Genomic DNA, 17,286 nt, shown 5'->3' with positions numbered 1-17,286 from the left:
AGGAGTCAGCGGATGCACATCGACTGGAGCGCACTCGGACAGGTCGCGGTGGTCAGCCTGATCTTCGGCGTCGGGCTGGCGGTGCTGTTCTCGTTCGGCGTGACCGCATTGTCGCGGAGAGCCGTGGCTGTCGACGAGAAGCGGGCGGTGTCGCCGGTGGACACGGCCGTCGCGGGGCTGTGCTTCCTGGCCTGCGTGGCGGCGGTTGGGTACGGGCTGTACCTGATCATCCCGCAGTTCCACTAGTCAGCGGTTCCAGCGGCGTACGGCCTTGACCATGTCCTTCGGGCGCAGGGAGCTCAGGTACGTGTCCCAGGTCGCGTAGAGCTTGTCGCCGAGCAGGCCGACGTCCAGGTACGCCTGCGGCCGTACGGCGACCACCCAGGTCGCCGCGGCGGCGTGGCCCTGGGTGAGCAGCAGGTGGTTGGACGTGTCGTCGATGCGGCGCTTCGCCTCGCCCGTCCGGCCGTGGTCGGGCAGGGCCCGGGTGGCCCAGCGGCGCAGGATCTCCGGGTCCTCGGCGGTCATCCGGGCCAAGTAGGTCAACGGTCCCGGCCGAAGGCCGCGCAGCGGGATGCTGCTCAGACTGCCGAGCGGGAACCAGCCGTTCGTGCAGCGCCGGCCGTTCACCGCGGACTCGATCTCGCGCGCCTGCTCGGACCGCAGTCCCTGGGTCGCCCAGGACAGGAAGAACACCCCGGCGTCCGGGATCTCTTCCGCGATATGAGGAGCGACCTTCAACCGCCCCGGTTCGAAGAGGTGCAACTCCTCGGAATCGAACACCACAAACCTTCCCCCGACCCGCCTGGAACTGTCGGCCGGCGCCCCGCCCGGGAGCCGTCGACCGTCGCCGAGGAGGACCCCCCAGGTCCAGCACGACAATCAAAGGCCTTTCGTACTCCCGAGTCCGCTCGGGGTCAAGGTCTTGTCCACCACCGAGAAGAGCAGCCGGTACGGCGTACCGGCCGTTCCTCGTCGTCCGGGCCGGGTCAGCGGTTGCGGCGGCGGGCCAGCTCCTCCTGGTCGAGGCGCTCGGCCTCCTCGGGCGTCGGCGCGCCCCCGCCGTACGAGGCGGGCAGCCACCAGGCGCCGGCCGGCTGCTCGTGGTAGGCCCGGATCGTCTCGTCGAGCATCCCGGCCATCGTCGTCCGCAGGCGCTCGGTCGCCTCGTTCGCGTCGTCCTGGCGGGTCACCGACATCGGCGCTCCGACGGTGATCGAGACGTTCTGGTGCCGGGAGAAGTCCTTCGGGTGGTCCTTGGTGAGCATCCGCTGCGTGCCCCACAGGATCATCGGGATCACCGGTACGCCGGCCGCCGCGGCCATCCGCACCGTCCCGGACTTGAACTCCTTCAGCTCGAACGACCGCGAGATCGTCGCTTCGGGGAAGACACCGACGATCTCGCCGGCCTTCAGGTAGCTCAGCGCCTGCCGGTACGACGCGGAGCCGGCGTCGCGGTCGACCGGAATGTGGTGCATGCCCCGCATCAGCGGCCCGGAGTACCGGTTGCGGAACAGCACCTCCTTGGCCATGAACCGGACCAGCCGCTTGCTCGGCTGGGCGCCGAAGCCGCCGATCACGAAGTCGACGTAGCTGATGTGGTTGAGCGCGATCACCGCCCCGCCGGTCCGCGGCACGTGCTCGGTGCCGACCATCGTGAAGTTCAGGTCGAGCACCTTGAACGCGGTCTTCGCGAAGGCGATCACCGGCGGGTAGACAATGTCTCGCATGGCTCGACGCTACCGGCCGCCGTCAATGACCTGCGCCACCTGAGCTTCGGCGACGCGCGGGATCCCGTACGCAGTACACCGGCGGTTGGTTATCGTGGGCGGCGGAAAGTCGAAACGCGGGAGCTCGCGCCGTAGCGGGCTGAGAGGGCGGCTGGACTGCGCACCCCCGGTGGACCGAGAGGTCCGGCCGGGCTGGGCGAACCGGTGTCGCCGACCGCCGAACCTGTCCGGGTAATTCCGGCGTAGGGAGCAGCATCGTGACCACCATCGGCAACAACTCCGTTCGCCCGACCGTCACCACCGGCCCGATCTCGGGCTCGGAGAAGATCTACCGGGGCGACCTGCGGGTCCCCGGCCGCCGGGTGAACCTCACCAACGGCGAGCACTTCGACCTGTACGACACCTCCGGGCCGTACACCGACGCGGGCGCCACCATCGACGTCCAGGCCGGCCTGCCGCCGATCCGCAAGGACTGGGTCGCCGGCCGCGAGCGGCTGACGCAGCTCGCGCACGCCCGGGCCGGCACGATCACCGAGGAGATGCGCTACATCGCGGTCCGCGAGGGTGTGGACCCGGAGCTGGTCCGGTCCGAAGTGGCCCGCGGCCGCGCGGTGATTCCCGCCAACCACCACCACCCGGAGTCCGAGCCGATGATCATCGGCAAGAAGTTCCTGGTGAAGGTGAACGCGAACATCGGCAACTCCGCCGTCACCAGCTCGATCGAGGAGGAGGTCGAGAAGCTGGTCTGGGCCAGCCGCTGGGGCGCGGACACGGTGATGGACCTGTCCACCGGCAAGAACATCCACGAGACCCGCGAGTGGATCATCCGCAACTCCCCGGTCCCGATCGGCACCGTGCCGCTGTACCAGGCGCTGGAGAAGGTCAAGGGCGACCCGACCGAGCTGTCCTGGGAGGTCTACCGCGACACCGTGATCGAGCAGTGCGAGCAGGGTGTCGACTACATGACCGTGCACGCCGGCGTGCTGCTGCGGTACGTGCCGCTGACCGCGCGGCGGATCACCGGCATCGTCTCCCGCGGCGGCTCGATCATGGCGGCGTGGTGCCTCGCGCATCACCAGGAGTCCTTCCTGTACACGCATTTCGAGGAGCTGTGCGAGATCCTGCGCGCGTACGACGTGACGTTCTCGCTCGGCGACGGGCTGCGGCCGGGGTCGATCGCGGACGCCAACGACGCGGCGCAGTTCGCGGAGCTGCGGACGCTCGGCGAGCTGACCAGGATCGCGTGGGCGCACGACGTCCAGGTGATGATCGAAGGGCCCGGGCACGTCCCGATGCACAAGATCGCGGAGAACGTGCGGCTCGAGGAAGAGCTCTGCGGCGAGGCGCCGTTCTACACGCTCGGGCCGCTCGCGACCGATGTCGCCCCGGCGTACGACCACATCACGAGTGCGATCGGGGCGGCACAGATCGGCTGGCTCGGGACGGCGATGCTCTGCTACGTGACGCCGAAGGAGCACCTCGGTCTGCCCGATCGTGACGACGTAAAGACGGGCGTGATCACGTACAAGATCGCCGCGCACGCGGCGGACCTGGCCAAGGGGCACCCGAACGCGCAGGACTGGGACGACGCGTTGTCGAGGGCAAGGTTCGAGTTCCGGTGGGAGGACCAGTTCAACCTGTCGCTGGACCCGGACACCGCGCGCTCGTACCACGACCAGACGCTGCCGGCCGAGCCGGCGAAGACGGCCCACTTCTGCTCGATGTGCGGGCCGAAGTTCTGCTCGATGCGGATCACCGCCGACATCCGCAAGTACGCCGAGGAGAAGGGCCTGGACTCCGAGGAGGCCATCGAAGCCGGCTTCGCCGAGATGTCGGAGACGTTCAAGGCCAACGACAAGAAGTTGTACCTGCCGCTGGCGGACTGATCGAGGTGGTGGCCCCGGGCAACGTGCCCGGGGCCGCCCTACGATGGCGGTTCATCCCCCGCCGTACAGGAGTCCGCCATGAGCCCGCTGGAACAGGCCAAAGCTGATCTCGCCGAACGCCTCGGCGTCCCGGTCGACGACGTCACCGTCGTCAGTTCCGAGGAGGTGACCTGGCCGGACAGCAGCCTCGGCTGCCCGCAGCCCGGCATGATGTACGCCCAGGTCCTCACCGACGGCAGCCGCATCCTGCTGAGTGCCGGCGGTCGCACGTACGAGTACCACTCCGGCGGCCACCGCGCGCCGTTCCTCTGCGAAACGCCCTGACTCCGCGTGAGGTCCGGCGGTGAGTCGGTGGGCGGGCACCACTGATCTGAGCGGAGAATTGGGAGATCGGTGAGCTTGCGGGGCGATCACTGGGAGTGATCGGGCGAACCGGTTCAGGTTTTTTCCTTCACTCTACGTGAATAAGACTGTAGCCTTAATCTTGCGTCGAGAAGGAGGTGCAGGGCGGTGGTCTTCGTTCTCACGGTAGATCAGCGGGGCAGCGGCGGCGCGAGCGATCTCGTACCCGAGCTGCTGAACACGCTGAACCGGCGGCCGCGCCGGACCGGTCTGTTGCGCAAGTTCGAGCGAACGGCGGGCGACGAGGTGCAGGGCGTGCTGTCCGAGGCGCGCGCGACGGTCGAGGTGATCGTGCAGCTGATCCGCGCCGACCACTGGCACATCGGTCTGGGGATCGGCGCGGTCGACCAGCCGCTGCCACGCAGTACGCGGGCGGGCAGCGGTACGGCGTTCTTCAACGCCCGCATCGCCGTCACCAAGGCCAAGTCGAGTCCCCACCACGTGAACGTCGTCGGCGACGACCCGCGGATGGCCGACCAGGTCGAGAGCGTCCTCTGGCTGATGGCGTCCGTCCTACGACGCCGCAGCGAGCGCGGGTGGGCCGTGGCCGACCTGCTGGCGGAAGGGCTGACCCGCCGCGAGATCGGCGTGAAGCTCGGGATCAGCCAGTCGGCCGTGACCCAGCGGGCGCAGGCAGCAGGGTTCGCCGAGGAGCAGCGGGGACGGCTGCTGGCCGCCGAGCTGCTCGCACCGGGTGCCGCTGCATGACGGCGGCTGTCATCGCGCTCACCGCGGCCGGGCTGGTGCTTGCCGTAGTCGCGTTCATCCTTCCGGCCGGGTCGGTCGTCGAGATCGTGGTCAGCGGCTTCATGCTGGCCTGCCTGGCCGCGGACGGCATCATCCTGCTGGCCGGTGACGGCGTCACCGGCTGGAGCGAAGGCTGGTGGAACGTCCTGCTCCTGGTCTCCGGCGCCCTGGCGGTCACCGGTGGCGGCCCGCTGACGACGTCCGTCCTGGCCCTGGTCGACCGCAAGAACACCAGGTCCCAGTCGACCCAGCAGGCCGGCGAGGTACTGCGTGGTGGCGCGCTGATCGGTGCGCTGGAGCGCGGTGCGATCTACGGCTCGATGGTGGCCGGCTGGCCCGAGGGACTGGCGATCGTGCTGGCCATCAAGGGCCTGGCCCGGTACCCCGAGCTGCGCAGTCCGGACCAGCCGGCCTCAGTCACCCCGCAGGCAGTCGCGGAGCGGTTCATCATCGGCACGTTCACCAGCGTGCTCTGGTCGGTCACCTGCGCCGGTCTGCTGCTGTCCCGCTAGAGCTTGATGACGATGTCCGACACGACCTTGTCGTGCCAGGTCTGGTGCTTGTCGTCCCACAGCGGCCAAAGCACGTTCAGGAAGCAGACGTTGTTGAAGATGAGGGCACAGACCTCGCGACCGAAGTTGCGGCCCAGGCCGATCAGTTCGCCGGTCTCCGCGGAGACGACCTTGAGGCCGCACACCTTCTTGCCCAGCGACTGGCCGGTGCGGCCCTGTCGGATCAGCCGGTTCCAGATCTGGAAGACGAACGACCCGAGGTAGCAGATCACCAGGACCGTGCTGCCCGCGTCGCTCATCGTCTCCAGACTGCCGCTGACCGCGACCGCGCCGAAGACGCCGGCCAGGATGATGATGATCGGGACCAGCGAGTCGACGATCGAGGCCAGCACCCGCGAACCCCAGCTGGCCAGCTGTCCCGGCAGCGAGTAGTTGTAGCCGAAGCCGCCGCCACCGCCCGAGTAGGGGTTGTAGCCCGGTTGCGACGGGTTGTACTGCGGGGCGTAGTTCCCCGACTGGTTCGGCTGGCCGGGATAGCTCGGCTGCTGCGGCTGGCCGGGGTACTGCACAGGCCCGCCCGGCTGCTGCCCCGGTACGACGGGGTACTGCGGCCGGTCCTGCGGGCGGTTCGGGTCGAACGGAGGGGTGCTCACGACAGTCCTTTCTACGACACCTTCGAGGACAGCAGAACGCCGTGGCCTCGACAGGCCACGGCGCTCGGAACGCAGACGAGTACGAGGTCAGAGCTTGACGACGTACGTGCTGTTGATCTTGTCCGCGAAGGTCTGCTTCTTGTCGTCCCACAGCGGCCACAGGTAGCCCAGGTAGCACGGCAGGGCGTCCAGGATGTGGGTGATCTCGCGCAGGAAGGCCTTGCCCACGCCGACCGGCTGGCCGGAGTCGGCGGTGACCAGCTTGAGGCCGAGGGCCTTCTTGCCCCAGCTCTGGCCGGTCTGGCCCTGCAGGACCAGGCGGTTGTAGATCCACAGGCCCAGGCCGACCAGGCTCAGCAGCAGACCGATGATGGTCGCGCCCGAGCTGCCGTTGCCGGCGCCGGAGATCAGGTTGCCGATCCAGGACGGGATCGCGACGATGATGCCGTCGATCAGCGAGGCGCCCACGCGGACCGGCCAGGTGGCCAGTTCACCGCCGGGGTTGCCGTAGCCGTAGCCGCCGTAGGGCTGCGAGCCGTACGGCGTCGCGCCGGCCTGCGGGTACGACGGGTAGGAGGACCCACCCGGCTGGCCCGGCTGCTGTCCGTACTGCTGGCCGCCCGGCTGACCCGGGTACGCGCCCGGCTGCTGCGGCTGCCCGTACTGGCCGGGCTGCTGGCCGTACTGCCCGGGCTGCTGCCCGTAGTCCGGCTGGCCCGGCTGGCCGTAACCCGGCTGGCCCGGCTGCTGACCGTACCCGGGCTGCTGGCCGTACTGGCCCGGCTGACCCGGGTAACCGCCGGGCTGGTCCTGCTGCGGCTGGCCGTACTGGCCCGGCTGCTGACCGTACTGGCCCGGCTGATCCGGCGTCTGATCCCCGGTGCCCTGGTTCGGGTCCTGGGGGTCGAAACCCGGTGGTGGCGTCGGAGTGCTCACGACGATCCCTTCTGATCTTCGTTGAGGAGTCATAGCAGGCTAGCGAGTCTGAGGCTCACCGACCACGCACCGCACCGGGGAGTCCGGATGACGGTCTACCGTGGAGCCATGCATCCGGCACACCTTAGGGCCAACGAGCCGGGCCGCGCCACGCCCGAGCCGTTGGACCGGCGGGTGCGTGGCCTGGCCGCGGTCCTGGCCGGCGGTGGAGTACTTGCCGTGGTCAACGGCTTGTCCGGTGGACGGATCGGGCTGCCGTGCCCGTTTCACGCCGTCACCGGGCTGAACTGCCCGTTCTGCGGGACGACGCGGATGGCCGCCGCCCTGCTCGAGGGCGACGTGGCGCGCGCCTGGCCGTACAACCCGCCCATGTTCGTGGTGCTCCCGGTCGTCGCGCTGGTGGTCGGTTACCTGCTGCTGGCATGGACGCTGGAACGGCTCGGCCGGTTCCGCCTGCCCCGGCCGCGTCCGGGCGAGCGGTTCGCCCGAGTCGCGCCGATGGTGTTCCTCGGCGTGATGGCGGCGTACGGCGTACTGCGGAATCTGGTCTAGATCCCTTCCAGGCAAGGAAAACACCGCAGGCAAGGAAAAGCGCCGCGGGCGCGAACTGCTTGCCCGCGGCGCCTAAGCCGGCGGCTCAGCCGAAGCGGCCGGTGATGTAGTCCTCGGTCGCCTTCTCCGCCGGGTTGGAGAAGATCTGCTTGGTCGCGCCCATCTCGATCAGCCGGCCGGGCTTGCCGGTCGCGGCCAGGTTGAAGAACGCGGTCTGGTCCGACACCCGGGCCGCCTGCTGCATGTTGTGCGTCACGATGACGACGGTGAAGCGGTCCTTCAGCTGCTCGATCAGGTCCTCGATCGCCAGCGTGGAGATCGGGTCCAGCGCCGAGCACGGCTCGTCCATCAGGATCACCTCGGGCTCGACGGCGATCGCCCGGGCGATGCACAGCCGCTGCTGCTGACCACCGGACAGACCGGCGCCGGGCTTGTCGAGGCGGTCCTTCACCTCGTTCCACAGGTTGGCGCCGTGCAAGGACTTCTCGACCACCTCGGTGAGCTTCTTCTTGTCCTTGACGCCGTTCAGCTTCAGGCCGGACGCGACGTTGTCGAAGATCGACATGGTCGGGAACGGGTTCGGCCGCTGGAACACCATGCCGACCACGCGGCGGACCGCGACCGGGTCGACGCCGGTGGCGTACAGGTCCTGCTGGTCCAGCAGCACCTTGCCCTCGACGCGGGCGCCCGGGATCACCTCGTGCATCCGGTTCAGGGTCCGCAGGTAGGTGGACTTGCCGCAGCCCGAGGGGCCGATGAACGCGGTGACGGACCGGGGCTCGATCGTCATCGACACGTCCTCCACCGCCTTGAAGTCGCCGTAGTAGACGTTGAGGCCGCTGACCTCGATGCGCTTTGCCATATCGGTTCAGTACCTCTCGACTATTTGGACTTGATCGCGCTGAAGCGTGCGACCAGGCGGGCCAGCACGTTGAGCAGGAGGACGAGCAGGATCAGGGTCAGCGCGGCCGCCCAGACCCGGTCCGCGGCCGGCTGCAGCGCCAGCTCGGTCCGGTCCTGGTTGATCATCGTCGGCAGCGCGCCCATGAAGCCCTCGAACGGGTTCAGGTTGATGTTCTTGGAGTAGCCGACCAGGATCAGCAGCGGCGCGGTCTCACCCATCACGCGGGCCAGGCCGAGCATCACGCCGGTGATGATGCCGCCGAACGCGGTCGGGACGACGACCTTGAGGATCGTCTTCCACTTCGGCACCCCGAGCGCGTACGACGCCTCCCGGAGCTCGTCCGGGACCAGCTTGAGCATCTCCTCGGTCGAGCGCAGCACGACCGGCAGCATCAGCAGCACCAGCGACAGCGAGACGGCGAACCCGACCCGGTTGAAGCCGAACACCGTGATCCAGACCGCGTAGACGAACAGCGCCGCCACGATCGACGGGACACCGGTCAGGATGTCGATCATGAAGCTGACCACCTTGGCGGCCTTGGTGCCCTTGCCGTACTCGACCAGGTAGATCGCGCCGAGGATGGCGATCGGGACTGCGATCAGCGCGGTGATCAGGGACATGATCAGCGTGCCCATGATCGCGTGGTACGCGCCGCCGCCCTCACGCCGTACGGTGATGCCGCGCTGCGACTCCGACCACCAGCCGGCGTCGAACAGCAGGTGGTAGCCCTTGCTGATCACGGTCCACAGGATCCACAGCAGCGGGATCAGCGCGATCAGGAAGCACAGGGTGATCAGGACGCTGGCCAGGGTGTTCTTGAAGGCCCGGTTGCCGGACTTGCCGGTCAGGTCCAGGGCCTTGCCGTCGTACGCCGGACGGTTCGCCGCGAGCGTGGTGGTCACAGCGCTGCTCCTTCGCTCTGCGGCTTGTCGCCGACTCGCTTGACCTTGCGGGTCCGCTTGCCGCCGGGGCCGCTGCGGTCCACGATGATCCGGGCCGCCGAGTTGACCAGGAAGGTCACCACGAACAGCACCAGGCCGGCCGCGATGTAGGCCCCGGTCTTCTCCGGGGTGTCGAACTCGGCGGCGTTGTTGGCGATCTTCGAGGCGAAGGTCTCGCCGCCGGCGAAGATCGAGGAGTTCCACGGGTCGTTGCCGTTCGGCACCGACAAGATGATCAGGACGGCGACGGTCTCCCCGAGCGCGCGGCCCAGACCGAGCATCGACGCGCTGACCACGCCGGAGCGACCGTACGGCAGGACCGCCATCCGGATCATCTCCCAGCGGGTCGACCCGAGGGCCAGCGCGCCCTCGCGGTGCGCGATCGGGGTCTGGGCGAAGATCTCCCGGCTGATCGCGGTGACCACCGGCAGGATCATGATCGCCAGCACCACCGACGCGGTGAACACCACGCCGACGTTGTCGGTCGGCGGCTTCTCGAAGATCGGGATCCAGCCCAGCGCCGAGCCGATCCCGTCGATCACCGGGCGCAGGATCGGGGCGAAGAACAGGATGCCCCACAGGCCGTAGATGATCGACGGTACGGCGGCCAGCAGGTCGATCGCGTGCGACACCGGCGCGGCCAGCCGCTTCGGTGCGTAGTACGTGGTGAACAGCGCCACCCCGACCGCGATCGGGACCGCGATCGCCATCGCGATGATCGAGCTGACCACGGTGGTGTAGAACAGCGCGGCGATACCGAACTGCGGCGGAAGCGCGCCGGGCTCCCAGATCCGGGAGAAGAGGAAGCTGCTCTCGTTCTTGGTCAGGGCGGGGATCGCCAGCGCCAGCAGGAAGATGCCGACGAAGGCGACGATCAGGACCACCAGGGCGCCCGATCCGCGGGCCAGGCCCGCGAACAGCCGGTCACCGAGGTGGCCGACCGGGCCCAGCTCCAGCTTCTGGCCGTCCCGCGGCAGGCCGGGCGGTTCCGTGCCGTCTGTACTACTCATGGGTGCTGCTCCAAGCGCCGGGTTGTAGGGGTGCTCCGGTCACGAGGCGAGCCCCGGCTGCCCGTAGGAGGGAAGCCGGGGCTCGCATCACGCCGTACTGCGGTCGTTGCAGGTCAGCTGATGCCCTGGATGGCGGCGTCGACCTTGGTCCGCAGCTCCTCCGGGAGCGGCGCGTAGTTCAGCTCGGTCAGCGCGCCCTGGCCCTCGGTGCTCGCGAAGTAGGTCAGGAAGCTCTTCACCAGCGCGGTCTTCTCGGCCGGCAGGCCCTTGCTGCAGGCGATCTCGTACGTCGCCAGGATGATCGGGTAGACCCCGGCCGCCTTGGTGGCGTAGTCCAGCTTCAGCGACAGGTCCGCACCGGTACCGGCCGGCTTGGCCGCGGCCAGCGCCTTCGAGGCGGACTCGGCGGAAAGCTCCACCGGGCCCGCGCCGGAGTCGACCTGCGCGATGCCGAGCTTGTTGTCGACCGCGTAGGACCACTCGACGTAGGTGATCGAGTTCTTGGTGCTCTTCACGCCCTCGGCCACACCGGCCGACTTCTCCTTGCCGGCGCCGGTGCCGGTCCACTTCTTGGCCGGCTTGCCGGTCCAGGCGCCGCCGCCGGCCGCCGCCAGGTACTTGGTGAAGTTCTCCGTGGTGCCGGACTCGTCGGAGCGGAAGAACACCGCGATCGGAGCCGACGGGAGGGTCACGCCCGGGTTCAGCTTGGCGAGCTCCGGCGCGTTCCAGGTCTTGACGGTGCCCTGGAAGATCTTCGCGGCGGTCGGGCCGTCGACGACCAGCTTGCTGACGCCGTCGAGGTTGTAGGCGATCGCGACCGGGCCGATGACCATCGGCAGGTTCAGCGCCGGGTTGCCCTGGCAGCGCTTGGCCGCGGCAGCCGCCTCGGCCTCGCCGCCGTCGGCCGCCTCGGTCTTCAGCGCCGAGTCGGAGCCGGCGAAGTCGACCTGGCCGGCGTTGAACTGCTTGATGCCCGCGCCGGAACCGGTCGGGTTGTAGTTCACCGTGACGTCGGCGCACTTCTCGTTGTACTTGGCGATGACTTCCTCGATGGCGTTCTTCTGCGCCGAGGATCCCTCGGCGTTCAGGGTGCCCTCGGGGCAGTCGCCACCGGTGGAGGACGAGGTGGAACCCGACGGGGTCGAGGAGCCCGACGGCTCCGGGTCACTGCCACAGGCGCTCAGAGCGAGGACGCCGAGGGAGGCCACGGCGACGGTGCCGACGCGGAGCAGGCGATTGACGGACACGAGAGTGTTGCCCTTCTGCGGGAATTCAGACTTTGTGATCTGCCACAGACGGTAGGGAGAGCAAGTGACCGCATGGTCCGTCGCGGATGAACGAGCGGTGAACGGTTTCGGTAGCGCTCGCGACGACTGGCGTGCCGCCAGGAGGCCATCAGGTGAACTGAGTTAAGAGCCGTGACCCTCAGTCACATCGAGGGCCTGTTGGTCACGGTCCGGTGTCGGCGCACGACGAGCGGAAGCGACGCCGATGGCGGCCGGGTGATGGCTCGGCCGCCGTTCGCCGTACGGGAGGTGAAGAAACGCGTCAGCTGGAGAAGTCCTCGGGCGCGACGCCGTCGAGGAACTGGCGGAAGCGTTCGAGCTCGGCCTGCTCCTCCTCGGGCGTGGCGACGCCGGCCTCGCGCAGGACCTGCTCGGTGCAGCGGATCGGCGTACCAAGTCTGACCGCCAGCGCGACCGAGTCGCTCGGGCGGGCCGAGACGCGGGCGCCGTTGGCCAGCACCAGCTCGGCGTAGAAGACCGCGTCGCGCAGCTCGACGATCTCCACCGCCTCGATGTGCACGCCGAACGCCTCGATCAGGTCGCGCATCAGGTCGTGCGTCAGCGGACGGGAGGGCCGCAGGCCCTGCTCCTCGTACGCGATCGCGGTCGCCTCCACCGAACCGATCGAGATCGGCAGGTAGCGGTAGCCCTCGGTCTCGCGCAGCATCATCACGGGCGCCCGGTTGGGCGACTCCATCCGGATCCCGATCAGGGTCAGTTCGCGCATCGGTGTCATGGTGCGGTCCCGGCCTCTCCGTGCCGCCGGCTCCCGGTAGGGCGCCGGTTTCCTCGGTAGGAACATACCCGGCAGGGCCCACGGCACTCGGCGGCGACCCCGACTGTGACGATCTCTTTGCATTGGCGGGATCGCGCGGAGTCACATCCCTACGGCGCTCCGAACCGTTCGTGGGCCAGCCGGCCGTCGGCGAGCAGGTGCGCGACGACGAACGCGCCGGGGGAGAACTTGCCGACCGGGAGCCCGAGCTCCCGCGCGAGCGCGGGAAGCACCGGCCGGTGCGAGCAGACAACCGTCACGCGGCCGTGCTTCCAGGCCGTCCCGGCCAGGCCCTCCATCGCGTGTTCGTCGGCCTCGAACCCTCGCTCGGAGATCTCCGGGTGCAGGTGGATCTTGCGGCCGGTCGCCGCGGCGTACGGGGTGACCGTGGCCGCGCACCGCTCGGCGTCGCTGCTGCGGATCCGGTCCACGCCGAGCGCGGCCAGTACGTCGACCAGCCGCTCGGCGGTGACCCGGCCGTCGTCCGACAGCGGACGATCCGTGTCGTCGCCGTCCCAGTCCTTGCGCTTGACCGCCTCAGCGTGCCGGATCAGGACCAGCGACGCGACCACCGGTACGGCGGACTCGAGCTTGCGCAGGATGTCCACATCCCGCGGGTAGCTGAGCCGGGCGGCGGCCTCGTCGACCCCGAGCCACGCGACCCGGTCGACCTCGTCGTTCGGGACGAACTCGCCGTCGCCGCGGGTCTCGGCGGACCAGTAGTGCACCAGCTTCGGCACCGTCGCGCCGTTCTTGCGGACGTCGTACCGCTGGACGCCGAGCGCCGGGCCGAGCACGACCCGCAGGCCGGTCTCCTCCTCGATCTCGCGCCGCGCCGCGGACAGCACGTGCTCGTGCGCGGTCAGCTTGCCCTTCGGCAGGGACCAGTCGTCGTACCGGGGGCGGTGCACCAGCAGGACCTGGCGCGTGCCACGGCGTTCCCGCCACACCACACCACCCGCGGCGATCACGGGCGCCGGGTTGCTCATCGTCTCCAGCCTTCGGGGCCCTAGTTGGGATCGGCCTGACGGCGTCGGCCGCGGGTCGCGATCAGGCGCTCCTGCAGGTCACGCAGCGGCTCGCCGTCCGGGCCGGTGAGCTTGGCCTGCCAGGTGTCGTCGGGCTGCAGCCACCAGGACCCGGTCCGCTCGTCGAAGCCCAGGTCGAACAGCTCGCGCAGCTCGGTGATCTGGTCCTGCTGCTTGAGCTGGACCAGCACCTCGACCCGGCGGTCCAGGTTGCGGTGCATGAGGTCGGCCGAGCCGATCCACACCTCGGACTCGCCGCCGTTGTCGAACCAGAAGACCCGGCTGTGCTCCAGGAACCGGCCGAGGATGCTGCGGACGCGGATGTTGTCCGACAGCCCCGGTACGCCGGGCCGGATGGTGCAGATGCCGCGGATCCACAGGTCGACCGGGACACCGGCCTGGGACGCCCGGTACAGGGCGTCGCACAGGGCCTCGTCGACCAGGCTGTTCACCTTGATCCGGACCCGGGCGGGACGGCCGGCCAGGTGGTGCTGGACCTCCCGCTCGATCCGGTCCAGCAGGCCCCGGCGTACGGACTGGGGAGCGACCAGCAGCCGGCGTGACCCGGTACTGCGGGCGAAGCCGGACAGGTGGTTGAACAGGTGGGCGATGTCCTCGGTGACGACCTTGTCGCTGGTCAGCAGGCCGAGGTCCTCGTACATCCGGGCCGTCTTCGGGTGGTAGTTGCCGGTGCCGATGTGGGCGTAGCGACGCAGACCGTCCGGCTCGTCGCGGACCACCATCGACAGCTTGCAGTGCGTCTTCAGCCCGATCACGCCGTACACGACGTGACAGCCGGCGTGCTCGAGCTGCCTGGCCCACTTGATGTTGGCCTGCTCGTCGAACCGGGCCTGGATCTCGACGAGGACCAGCACCTGCTTGCCGGCCTCGGCGGCGTCGATCAGCGCGTCGACGATCGGGGAGTCACCGCTGGTCCGGTACAGGGTCTGCTTGATCGCCAGCACGTGCGGATCGGCCGCGGCCTGCTCGATGAACCGCTGCACGCTGGTCGAGAAGCTGTCGTACGGGTGGTGAACCAGTACGTCGCGCTGCTTGAGCGCGTGGAACATGTCGGCCGGGTTGGAGGTCTCCACCTCGGCCAGGTGCGGGTGCGTCGACGGGACGAACCCGGGGTACTTCAGCTCGGCGCGGTCCAGCGACGCGATGTCGAACAGGCCGCGCAGGTCCAGCGGACCCGGCACCTCGAACACCTCGGCCTCGGTGACGCCGAGCTCGGAGACCAACAGCGCCCGGACCTTCGGGTCGATCGACTCCTCCACCTCGAGCCGCACCGGCGGGCCGAACCGGCGCCGCAGCAGCTCCTTCTCGAGCGCGGCGAGCAGGTTCTCCGCGTCGTCCTCCTCGACCTCGAGGTCCTCGTTGCGGGTGACCCGGAAGGTGTGGACCTGGGTCACCTCCATGCCCGGGAACAGCTGGCCGAGGTGGGTCGCGATGACGTCCTCGAGCGGGACGAACCGGCCCTCGGCGACCTTCACGAACCGGGGCAGCAGCGGCGGGACCTTCACGCGGGCGAAGTGCTCGCCGCCGGAGTCGGGGTTGCGGACGACGACGGCCAGGTTGAGCGACAGGCCGGAGATGTACGGGAACGGGTGCGACGGGTCGACGGCGAGCGGGGTCAGCACCGGGAAGACGCGGTCCTTGAAGAACTGTGTCATCGCCTCGCGTTCGGCGTGCTCCAGCTCGTCCCAGCGGAGGATGTCGATGCCCTCCTTGACCAGGGCCGGCAGCACGACCTTGCGCCACGTCTCGGCCTGGCGGTCCATCAGCTCGCGGCTGCGGCTCAGGCTCCGGTCGAGCACCTCGCGCGGCATCAGGCCGCTGGCGGCCCGGACGGCGACGCCGGCTGCGATCCGGCGCTTCAGGCCGGCGATCCGGACCATGTAGAACTCGTCGAGGTTGCTGGCGAAGATGGCCAGGAACTTGGCCCGCTCCAGCAACGGCACGCGGTCGCTCTCGGCCAGCTCGAGCACCCGCTGGTTGAACGCCAGCCAGCTCAGCTCGCGGTCCGAGAACCGGTCCTCGGGAAGGTCGCCGGCCTCCGTGATGTCGTACGGGGGCTCGACGTCGTACTCCCGGTTGTGCGACGCCAACAAGTCTCCAGCCACGTCGACCAGCATCCCATCCTTTGGTGAACGGCAGGTGGCTGGAGGCATGTCCGGGTTGTGTCTGCACGATTCGGGCGGTTGTTGCTAGCGTCACTCTTTGTGAACCCACGAGTGGACGCGCTGCTCCGAACCGTCCAGAAGGCTGTCCAGGGCCATGCCCTGACCCCGGTCTACGCGCTGCCTCCGGCGGTCCGCCACCGCCTGGCCGGCGCCCCGATCGTGATCGACGGCAACGTTCTCGACCCCGACCTGCAGCTCCTGCTCCGGCTCGAGGCCCTGCTCCCCGGCAGCGGCGGCGTCCCGAAGTCGGTCGCCGCGGCCCGGGCCGGTCTGCTCCGCGGCACCGCCCTGGTCGCCGGCCCGCCCCGCGAGATCCAGCGCGTGACGGAACTCACCGTCCGCGGCGCCGACGGCCAACTCGGCGCCCGCCTCTACGTCCCCCGTACGCCGGGCCGCGGCCTCCTCGTCTTCTTCCACGGCGGCGGCTGGGTCGTCGGCGACCTCACGACCCACGATGCCTACTGCCGCGACGTCGCCGCCGAGACCGGCGTCCGCGTCCTCTCCGTCGACTACCGCCTCGCTCCCGAGGCACCCGCACCGGTCGCCGCCGAGGACGCCGTCGCCGCCTTCAGCTGGGCCGTCGAACACGCCGAGGACCTGGGCGCCGATCCGTCCCTCGTCGCCGTCGGCGGCGACTCAGCCGGCGGCAACCTCGCCGCCATCGTCGCCCAGCAATGCGTCGTACGCGATCTCCCGTCCCCGGCGCTGCAGCTGCTCCTCTACCCCGCCGTAGACCTGGTCGGCCGCCGCCCGTCCCGAGACCTCTTCTCCGAGGGCTTCTTCCTCACCGAGGAAGAGATCATGTGGTACCGCGAGCACTACACCCCCGACCCAGCGCTACGCCCCGACCCCCGAGTCTCCCCGCTCTTCGGTCCCCTGGAAGGCCTCGCCCCCGCCTACGTGGTCACCGCAGGCTTCGACCCCCTCCGAGACGAAGGCAACGAGTACGCCGCCGCTCTGACTGCCGCCGGTGTTCCCACGATCCACCACCAGGAGCCCACCCTCATCCACGGCTTCGCCAACATGCTCAACCTCGGCGGCGCCACGCGAGCAGCCCAACGCCGAATCCACACCCACCTGAAGTCGGTGCTCAACCCTTAATTCGGCGGATCCACCAGCACTGGCACCGCTTCCTGCACCTGCAGAGGTGTCGCCGGGCCGGTGATCGGGACAGTGCCCGCGATGTACTGCCAGCCGGTCCCGTCGACGTTGAAGCGGGCCGCGTAGTTGGTGGTGAGCGTGATGCTCACCGAGGCGCGCTTCAGGTACTTGTGAGTGATCTCCTTGGCCGGATACGGCTTCCCCGGCGACTCGGTCGTCACCGTCGTCCCGTCCCCGAACCGCCACGTGTAACTCATCGGCGTCGCCTCAACCACCACGGGAAACCCGAGCAGCGTCACGGTCGTGCTCGTCACCTCGGCCTGATCGGTGTAAACGATCGTGTCCAGATTCACCAGGGTCTTGTCCGCCGGCTGCACTTTGACCCGCAACCCGGGGAAGGCCACGTTCTTCGTCTCACTCAGCACCTGTTCCCAGGTGACGTCCTCCGGCCGAGGCAGGTCCGGCTGAACAGGCACCGAAGGCGTCGGCTGATCCGGCTCCACGGGTTCGTCCTCCTGGCAACGTGCCGGCCCCATCCGCCCGCTTCCATCAGCAGCAGGCAACCCGCAGATCCCGCGGTTCAACCGGAACGGAGTTCGCCGTCTCGACTCTCCAACTGGCTGAGCCGGACCTTTTC

Annotated in this window: 19 protein-coding genes; 7 read left to right on the top strand and 12 right to left on the bottom strand. The window is 69.3% G+C overall.

Annotated features, from left to right (window positions below):
• Positions 1–12: 12 nt before the first annotated feature.
• Positions 13–246 (top strand): hypothetical protein, encoded by a 234-nt coding sequence (locus tag ABD235_RS19045; protein ID WP_344175781.1) that lies wholly within the window; start codon positions 13–15, stop codon positions 244–246.
• Here ABD235_RS19045 and ABD235_RS19040 read toward each other — a convergent pair whose 3' ends face one another.
• Both ABD235_RS19040 and ABD235_RS19035 read right to left on the bottom strand, forming a co-directional pair.
• Positions 247–783, bottom strand: a complete 537-nt coding sequence (locus ABD235_RS19040; RefSeq protein ID WP_344175780.1) for a hypothetical protein — start codon at positions 781–783, stop codon at positions 247–249.
• Positions 784–989: 206 nt separating this feature from the next.
• Complete coding sequence (locus ABD235_RS19035; protein ID WP_344175778.1) at positions 990–1,730, bottom strand: lysophospholipid acyltransferase family protein; 741 nt, start codon at positions 1,728–1,730, stop codon at positions 990–992.
• A gap of 257 nt (positions 1,731–1,987) precedes the next feature.
• Here ABD235_RS19035 and thiC point away from each other — a divergent pair, with 257 nt between their 5' ends.
• The 4 genes from thiC (at position 1,988) to ABD235_RS19015 (ending at position 5,277) form a co-directional block, all read left to right on the top strand.
• Positions 1,988–3,616 carry a phosphomethylpyrimidine synthase ThiC gene (gene thiC, locus ABD235_RS19030; RefSeq protein WP_344175776.1) on the top strand — a complete coding sequence of 543 codons (1,629 nt, stop codon included), beginning with the start codon at positions 1,988–1,990 and terminating at the stop codon, positions 3,614–3,616.
• Positions 3,617–3,694: 78 nt separating this feature from the next.
• Complete coding sequence (locus tag ABD235_RS19025; RefSeq protein WP_344175774.1) at positions 3,695–3,940, top strand: hypothetical protein; 246 nt, start codon at positions 3,695–3,697, stop codon at positions 3,938–3,940.
• Positions 3,941–4,126: 186 nt separating this feature from the next.
• Positions 4,127–4,726, top strand: a complete 600-nt coding sequence (locus ABD235_RS19020) for a transposase (RefSeq protein ID WP_344175773.1) — start codon at positions 4,127–4,129, stop codon at positions 4,724–4,726.
• A complete protein-coding gene (locus tag ABD235_RS19015; RefSeq protein WP_344175771.1) occupies positions 4,723–5,277 on the top strand; it encodes a hypothetical protein in 555 nt (184 codons plus the stop codon). The genes ABD235_RS19020 and ABD235_RS19015 overlap by 4 nt, the downstream gene beginning before the upstream one ends.
• Here the strand turns inward: ABD235_RS19015 and ABD235_RS19010 are convergent.
• On the bottom strand, positions 5,274–5,930 hold the full coding sequence (locus ABD235_RS19010; protein WP_344175769.1) for an RDD family protein: 657 nt from the start codon (positions 5,928–5,930) through the stop codon (positions 5,274–5,276). The genes ABD235_RS19015 and ABD235_RS19010 overlap by 4 nt on opposite strands.
• Before the next feature lie 87 nt (positions 5,931–6,017).
• Positions 6,018–6,866 carry an RDD family protein gene (locus ABD235_RS19005; RefSeq protein WP_344175767.1) on the bottom strand — a complete coding sequence of 283 codons (849 nt, stop codon included), beginning with the start codon at positions 6,864–6,866 and terminating at the stop codon, positions 6,018–6,020.
• Between the two features lie 87 nt (positions 6,867–6,953).
• On the opposite strand from ABD235_RS19005, the gene ABD235_RS19000 reads away from it, so the two are divergent.
• Complete coding sequence (locus ABD235_RS19000; RefSeq protein ID WP_344175765.1) at positions 6,954–7,418, top strand: DUF2752 domain-containing protein; 465 nt, start codon at positions 6,954–6,956, stop codon at positions 7,416–7,418.
• Between the two features lie 85 nt (positions 7,419–7,503).
• On the opposite strand, the gene pstB is transcribed toward ABD235_RS19000, so the two are convergent.
• The 7 genes from pstB to ABD235_RS18965 form a co-directional block, all read right to left on the bottom strand.
• Positions 7,504–8,280, bottom strand: coding sequence for a phosphate ABC transporter ATP-binding protein PstB (gene pstB / locus ABD235_RS18995; protein WP_344175763.1), 777 nt, complete (start codon positions 8,278–8,280; stop codon positions 7,504–7,506).
• 20 nt (positions 8,281–8,300) lie between these two features.
• Positions 8,301–9,224 carry a phosphate ABC transporter permease PstA gene (pstA, locus tag ABD235_RS18990; protein ID WP_344175761.1) on the bottom strand — a complete coding sequence of 308 codons (924 nt, stop codon included), beginning with the start codon at positions 9,222–9,224 and terminating at the stop codon, positions 8,301–8,303.
• A complete protein-coding gene (pstC, locus tag ABD235_RS18985) occupies positions 9,221–10,273 on the bottom strand; it encodes a phosphate ABC transporter permease subunit PstC (protein ID WP_344175759.1) in 1,053 nt (350 codons plus the stop codon). Before pstC ends, pstA begins: the two co-directional genes overlap by 4 nt.
• A 113-nt stretch (positions 10,274–10,386) precedes the next feature.
• Entirely contained in the window at positions 10,387–11,520 is a 1,134-nt protein-coding gene (gene pstS, locus ABD235_RS18980; RefSeq protein WP_344175757.1) for a phosphate ABC transporter substrate-binding protein PstS, read from the bottom strand.
• Between the two features lie 301 nt (positions 11,521–11,821).
• Positions 11,822–12,295, bottom strand: a complete 474-nt coding sequence (locus ABD235_RS18975; RefSeq protein ID WP_425553145.1) for a bifunctional nuclease family protein — start codon at positions 12,293–12,295, stop codon at positions 11,822–11,824.
• 149 nt (positions 12,296–12,444) lie between these two features.
• A complete protein-coding gene (locus tag ABD235_RS18970; RefSeq protein ID WP_344175752.1) occupies positions 12,445–13,323 on the bottom strand; it encodes an NUDIX hydrolase in 879 nt (292 codons plus the stop codon).
• 20 nt (positions 13,324–13,343) lie between these two features.
• Positions 13,344–15,500, bottom strand: coding sequence for an RNA degradosome polyphosphate kinase (locus tag ABD235_RS18965; protein WP_344175750.1), 2,157 nt, complete (start codon positions 15,498–15,500; stop codon positions 13,344–13,346).
• An 87-nt stretch (positions 15,501–15,587) separates the two neighbouring features.
• Between ABD235_RS18965 and ABD235_RS18960 the strand changes: the two genes are divergently transcribed.
• Positions 15,588–16,649 carry an alpha/beta hydrolase gene (locus ABD235_RS18960; protein ID WP_344175748.1) on the top strand — a complete coding sequence of 354 codons (1,062 nt, stop codon included), beginning with the start codon at positions 15,588–15,590 and terminating at the stop codon, positions 16,647–16,649.
• Here ABD235_RS18960 and ABD235_RS18955 read toward each other — a convergent pair.
• The gene (locus ABD235_RS18955; RefSeq protein WP_344175746.1) at positions 16,646–17,152 is read right to left on the bottom strand and encodes a PKD domain-containing protein; all 507 of its coding nucleotides are present in this window, start codon (positions 17,150–17,152) and stop codon (positions 16,646–16,648) included. The genes ABD235_RS18960 and ABD235_RS18955 overlap by 4 nt on opposite strands.
• Positions 17,153–17,286: the final 134 nt, after the last annotated feature.

This window comes from Kribbella lupini, from assembly GCF_039529595.1.
GTDB classification, from domain to species: Bacteria; Actinomycetota; Actinomycetes; order Propionibacteriales; family Kribbellaceae; genus Kribbella; species Kribbella lupini.
This window is presented reverse-complemented; position numbering and strand designations above follow the sequence as displayed.